Here is a 6,265-nt window from a genome sequence, read left to right as displayed (position 1 = left end):
AGACGCTGTCGCCGAGGATTTCGCCAATCGTCGACGTGGCAGAATGAGCGCCGGCCTCCCGGCCGGTTCCCTTCTCCCCGTCACTATACGGGGAGAAGGTGGCGGCAGCCGGATGAGGGGCGGCACCACCTCCGCAAGAATTCGTCACATCCCCGTCAGATCGCTCATCAGCCCGGACGCCACCGACAGCCGCGACACGGTGATGTCGCCGCCCTCGGTCAGCGCCTGCAGCCGCTCGCGGATGCGCGCCACCCGCTCGCCGCCGGCTTCCAGCCAGGCGGCCACCGGATCGGCCGCCTTGGCATGACTGGTGAGCGCGGCGACCGCGATGCCGCGCCGCGCCGCGCCGATCGTGTCGGTGGCGCGCGACAGTGCGAGTTGGTCGTAATAATCCGAAGGCGTGATCGAGCGCGCGGCGTCCTCGACACGCGGAATGCGGAAGGCATCGCTGACGGCGAAGAACGCCTTGGCGGCTGCGACGATATCGGCGCCGGCCATGCGTGCCGTCAGCGCGATGTCCGGGATCAGTTCCGCCACTTCGCTCAATGCCAGCTGTTCGGCCAGCCGTTCCGGCGCACCGGCCTTGAACAGCCCGTGCCGCTTCTCCTCGATCCGCTCGCGCGAGAAAGCCGGCAGCAGCGAAACGAGCTTGGGCTCCAGGGCCTTGCGCGCCTCCTGCAGTTCGGCGATGCGCTGGCCGAGCGGCGCCATGCCGGCATCGTTCTTCAGATACCAGCCGCCGCTCATATAGATCAGCCGGCTAACAATCTGATAGAGATCGAGCTGCACCTGGCCGTCGATCTGGTTGTCGAGCGCGTCGATCTCGCGATAGAGCGCCGGCAGCGCGAAGCCGTCGCGCACCACGGCGAAGGTGCGCACCACATCGGCGGCGGTGCGGCCCGTGGCCTCCTGCAGCCTGTTGACGAAGGACGGGCCGCCGCGATTGACGAGGTCGTTGGCGACGACACGGGCGATGATCTCCCGGCGCAGCCTGTGGCCATGGATCTCGGACGCGCATTTCTTCGCCATCCGGTCCGGGAAATAGCCCATCAGGTCGCGGTCGAAATGCGCGTCGTCCGGCACGTCGCTGGCGACGATGTCGGAGAACAGCACGATCTTGGCATAGGCGAGCAGCACGCCGAGTTCGGCTCTGGTCAGCGGCTCGCCGCGTGCTTCGCGTTCGGCGAGTGCCGCCGGCGAGGGCAGTGTTTCCACGGCACGGTCGAGCAGGCCGCGCGCTTCGAGCGCGGACATGAACCGGGCCTGATGCGCGATGTCGGCGAGGCCACGCTTGCGGGTAATGGAAAGCGCCAGCGTCTGCTCGTAATTGTTGGACAGAACAAGCCCGCCGACCTCCTCGGTCATCTCGGCCAGCAGCTTGTTGCGTGCCGGACGCGTCAACGATCCCTTGCGCATGGCGGATGCCAGGGCGATCTTGATGTTGACCTCGACGTCGGAGCAGTTGACGCCGCCGGAATTGTCGATGGCATCGGAATTGCAGCGGCCGCCATTCATTCCGAACTCGATGCGCGCCCGCTGGGTGACGCCGAGGTTCGCGCCCTCGCCTATCACCTTGGCGCGCACGTCGAGCGCGGTGATGCGGATGGCGTCGTTGGCCCGGTCGCCGACATCGGCATTGGTCTCGGTCGAGGCCCGCAGATAGGTGCCGATGCCGCCGAACCACAGCAGGTCGACCGGCGCCTTGAGGATGGCGGTCATGATCTCGACCGGCGTGGCTATCGTCTTGGCAAGGCCGATCGCCGCCGCAGCCGCGGCCGGCAAGGTGATCGACTTCTGGCTGCGCGAAACGATGATGCCGCCTTCCGACAGCTTGGTCTTGTCATAATCCTGCCAGCTCGACCGTGGCAGCGCGAACATGCGCTGGCGCTCGGCCATCGACGCCTCCATGTCGGGATCTGGATCGATGAAGATGTCGCGATGGTCGAAGGCGGCGATCAGCCTCGTTTTTGGCGACAACAACATGCCGTTGCCGAACACGTCGCCGGACATGTCGCCGACGCCGACGACGGTGAAGGGCGAGGTCTGGATGTCGCGGTTCATTTCGCGGAAATGCCGCTTGACCGCTTCCCAGGCGCCCTTGGCGGTGATGCCCATCTTCTTGTGATCATAGCCGGCCGAGCCGCCGCTGGCGAAAGCATCGTCCAGCCAGAAACCATGGCTTTCGCTGATGGCATTGGCGGTGTCGGAGAAGGTCGCCGTGCCCTTATCGGCGGCGACGACGAAATAGGGGTCGTCCTGGTCGCGGCGCACCACGCCAGCCGGCGGAATGACACCCTCCAGCCCGATATTATCCGTAATCGACAACAGGCTGGAGACGAAGTTCTTGTAGGCCGAGGTGCCGGCCTCGAAGATCGCGTCGCGGCCGGCGCTCATCGGCAGTTTCTTGGGATAGAAGCCGCCCTTGGCGCCGACGGGCACGATGACGGCATTCTTGACCTGCTGCGCCTTGACCAGGCCAAGCACTTCGGTGCGGTAGTCCTGGGCGCGGTCCGACCAGCGCAGGCCGCCACGCGCCACCGGGCCGAAGCGCAGATGCAGGCCCTCGACCTCGGAGCCGTAGACGAAGATCTCGCGCCACGGTCGCGGCGCCGGCAATCCCTCGACCGCTTGCGAGTCGAGCTTGATCGCCAGCGATTGACCCTTCTGTTTCGTATCGGCAACGAAATGATTGGTGCGCAGCGAGGCTTCGATCAAATTGAGATAGCGGCGGATGATGGTGTCATCATCGATGTTGGGCACATCTTCCAAGGCATCCTTGATCTTGGCCTTGAGGTGCTTCGCCGCCACCGCGCCTTCCGTCTCCGCCGTCGGCCCAAGCCGGGCGATGAACAGCGCATGCAGACCGCGCGCGATCTCCGGGTAGCGGTTAAGCGCGGCGGCGATGAAATCCTGGCTTTGCGGAATGCCGACCTGCTGCAGATAGCGGCCATAGGCGCGCAGGATGGTGATTTCTTCAGACCACAGGCCGGCGGTCTGGGCAAGGCCGTTATAGCCGTCATTGTCGACGTCGCCGCGCCAGACCGACAGGAATGCGTCCTCGAACAGCGCGCCGCCATCGGCAAGATCGATCGGCTTGCCGTAGCTGTTCTCCAGCTCCATGTCGTGGATGAAGACCATGCCCGTCGCGTCGTCGCCGACCTCGAACGTACGCTCGCTGATCACCCGGAAACCGATATTTTCCAGCACCGGCACCCGCCGCGACAGCGCCACCGGGCTGCCATGATGATAGATCTTCAGCGCAGCCTGGTGCGGCTTCTGCTCGCCATGGCGATAATAGTCGATGGCGATCGGGTTGGCGGCGCTGATCCTGGCGATGCGCCCGGCATCGACCAGCGCCACCGCCGCGCTGAACGAATCGCGGTAGCTTTCCGGCAGCCTTGCGGCAATGGCTTTCAACGCCGGGTCGCTGCCGCTAGCCTCAGCCGCCTCGGAAAGGGCGTCCTCCCAGGTGCGGACGATATCGCGGATCGCCGCTTCGATCGTCGCCTGCTCGACCTTGGGCGTCTTGCCGCCGGAGCGGCCGATGATGAAGTGGACACGCGCCAGCCCGCCTTCCGGGAAGGCCGGGTAATAGGCCGACAGCCGGCCTTCGAACACGGTCTTGAGATAGGTGCCGACCTTCTCGCGTACCACGCTGTCGTAGCGGTCGCGCGGCACGAAGACGAGGATCGAGACGAAGCGGTCGAACTGGTCGGCGCGCACCAGCGCCCTGACCCGCGGCCGCTCGATCAGGCCGAGGATGGCCGCGGCGTGCTTCCTTAGGATCGGCACCGGCACCTGGAACAATTCGTCGCGCGGATAGCTCTCCAGCACATTGATCAGCGCCTTGCCGGAATGGTCGTGCCGGTCGAAACCGGATTTGGCGATAATGGTTTCGGCCTTGGACCTGAGATACGGGATTTTCATCACCGAGCGCGTGTAGGCGGTCGAGGTGAACAGGCCGACGATGCGCAGTTCGCCCGACAACGCGCCCTTGGTGGTGTAGGTCTTGACGCCGATGTAATCGAGATAGATGCGGCGGTGCACGGAAGACTTGGCATTGGCCTTGGTGACGATCAACGGCTCCGGCCCGTGCAGGAAGGCGCGAATCTCAGGCGTTGTCGTCACCGCTTCAGTGCCGCGCCTGAGCACCAGCACGTCGGGATCGGACAGGATACCAAGCCCGGGCTTGTCGGCGCGCTCCAGCGTGCCGCTTTCCTCGCCGCCGGTATATTTGAACTCGCGCATGCCAAGGAAGGTGAAATTGTCGTCGCGCAGCCACTCCAGGAAGGCGATCGCCTCTGCAACGCTCTTCTTGTCGAGCGGCACAGCCGAATAGCGGAACTCCGAGATCGCCTGATCGAGCCGGGCCAGCATCGGTTTCCAGTCGTTGACGGCCGCATGCACTTGGCCAAGCATCTTGCGCAGCCGCTCGGCCAAGGCGTTTGCCGCCTCCGCGGTCAGCCGCGGGATATGGACGTGGATGACGCTCAGCCGGTCGTGGCTGCCGTCGTCCTTGGCGAAATTGCCGTCGCCGAGGATTTCCTCAACCCCGCCTTTGCCATGGCGCACCGTGATGACCGGATGGGTAACCAAGGTTGGCTCGCCGGCGGTCTCGGTGATCTCACCGAGGATGGAATCGAACAGAAACGGCATATTGTCGTTGACGACCGTTATGACCGTCATCGGCCTGCCTTCGCGGGCGACGCCGGAATCGCTCTCGACGGCAACGACGCACTCGCCTTTCTTGTGACGGGCTACCGCCTGGCCGGCGAGGTCGGCGGCGCGTTCCAGGTCACCCACTTGATAAGCGGCGATGTCTTCCGCCGGCGCACGGGCGAGCAGGTAATCGGCAAGCCTGGCTGGCCTGTCCTCCGTCTTCGCCGCCGCCGTTGCCCTCTTCTTCGACTTAGCTGCGGATTTCACGCTGGCCATGACGCTTCTTGCCTCCCGTCGTATGCTTTTGTGACTATGGTAGCAGATGACCGCCATTTGGCGACAAAGGTTTGACGGCTTGCCAAGAATTCTGGAATTCGGCGGCAAGGCATCGCCCGACGAGGAGAAACGAACCATGACCGGCAAAATCACCGCGCTTGATCTCGATACGGGGGAACTGAGCGAGCCGACAAAAGCCTATTTCGCCAAATGCGAGGAGAAGCTCGGGCTCGTTCCCAACGTGCTGAAGGCCTATGCCTTCGACGACAAGAAGCTGCGCGCCTTCACCGACATGTACAACGACCTGATGCTCGGCGATTCCGGCCTGTCGAAGCTGGAGCGCGAGATGATCGCGGTCGCCGTCTCCTCCATCAACCAGTGCTACTACTGCCTGACCGCGCATGGCGCGGCGGTGCGGCAGCTGTCCGGCGACCCTTCGCTCGGCGAGATGATGGTGATGAATTTCCGCGCCGCCGATCTTTCGCCGAGACAGACGGCAATGCTCGAATTCGCCGTCAAGCTGACCGAGGAACCGGCCAAGATCGTCGAGGTCGACCGGGCCACGCTTCGCAAGGCCGGCTTCAGCGACCGCGACATCTGGGACATCGCCTCGACGGCTGCCTTCTTCAACATGTCGAACCGGGTGGCGGCGGCGATCGACATGCGCCCGAATGACGAATACCACGCCATGGCAAGGTGAAGAACCGGGTCTCCAACCAGATTACATATTAGCAATCTCTCATTCTAATTGCGTGTTTGCCTTTTTGGCCCGATGATGGTGGGGCGGCACGGCCGCATGCCGGTTCGATGCCGCTGAACAAGGAGGAGAACATGGCGAAATTTCTCTATGTATATCATGGCTCCGGCAAGATGCCTGCGACCGAGGCCGAGCGGAAAGCCGCGATGGACGCCTGGAATGGCTGGTTCGGAAAGCTGGGCTCGGCGGTGGTCGACGGCGGCAATCCGGTCGGCATGTCCAAGACCGTGCTGCCGGGCGGCAAGGTCGAGAACAATGGCGGCAGCAATCCGACCGGCGGCTATTCGATCATCGAGGCCAAGGACATCGACGATGCCGCCGACAAGGCCAAGGGCTGCCCGATGCTGGCCATGCCGAACTGCAGCATCGAGATCGCGCCTATCATCGAAATGATGTAATGGGCGCGCCGCGCGTGCGACGCGGTAAAGCGCGACAAGACAAATCGCCGGCGCTGCCCCTCACCTGCCTGCCGGCATCCTCTCCCCGTATAGTGACGGGGAGAGGACGCTCTCATCGACGATTTCGCCGATCGCCAGCGTTGCTGAAAAAACGCCGAGGTTGCGGCCAGCCTCC

Annotated in this window: 3 protein-coding genes; 2 read left to right on the top strand and 1 reads right to left on the bottom strand. The window is 64.2% G+C overall.

What is annotated here, in order from left to right; genetic code table 11:
• Positions 1 to 144: 144 nt before the first annotated feature.
• A complete protein-coding gene (locus FJ548_RS29565; protein WP_140779764.1) occupies positions 145 to 4,935 on the bottom strand; it encodes an NAD-glutamate dehydrogenase in 4,791 nt (1,596 codons plus the stop codon).
• 136 nt (positions 4,936 to 5,071) lie between these two features.
• Here FJ548_RS29565 and FJ548_RS29560 point away from each other — a divergent pair, with 136 nt between their 5' ends.
• Positions 5,072 to 5,635: a peroxidase-related enzyme gene (locus FJ548_RS29560; RefSeq protein WP_140613559.1), complete on the top strand. Its 564-nt coding sequence runs from the start codon at positions 5,072 to 5,074 to the stop codon at positions 5,633 to 5,635.
• A gap of 131 nt (positions 5,636 to 5,766) precedes the next feature.
• Entirely contained in the window at positions 5,767 to 6,090 is a 324-nt protein-coding gene (locus tag FJ548_RS29555; RefSeq protein WP_140613560.1) for a YciI family protein, read from the top strand.
• Positions 6,091 to 6,265: the final 175 nt, after the last annotated feature.

The organism is Mesorhizobium sp. B2-4-17 (assembly GCF_006441275.1).
Lineage (GTDB): Bacteria > Pseudomonadota > Alphaproteobacteria > Rhizobiales > Rhizobiaceae > Mesorhizobium.
The sequence above is the reverse complement of the archived record's forward strand: the minus strand, read 5'-3'. Positions and strand labels throughout refer to the sequence as shown.

Bases quoted from the DNA above. Each gene is read 5' to 3' on its own strand.
- FJ548_RS29555 (WP_140613560.1), top strand. From the start codon at position 5,767: ATGGCGAAATTTCTCTATGTATATCATGGCTCCGGCAAGATGCCTGCG.
- FJ548_RS29565 (WP_140779764.1), bottom strand. From the start codon at position 4,935: ATGGCCAGCGTGAAATCCGCAGCTAAGTCGAAGAAGAGGGCAACGGCG.
- FJ548_RS29560 (WP_140613559.1), top strand. From the start codon at position 5,072: ATGACCGGCAAAATCACCGCGCTTGATCTCGATACGGGGGAACTGAGC.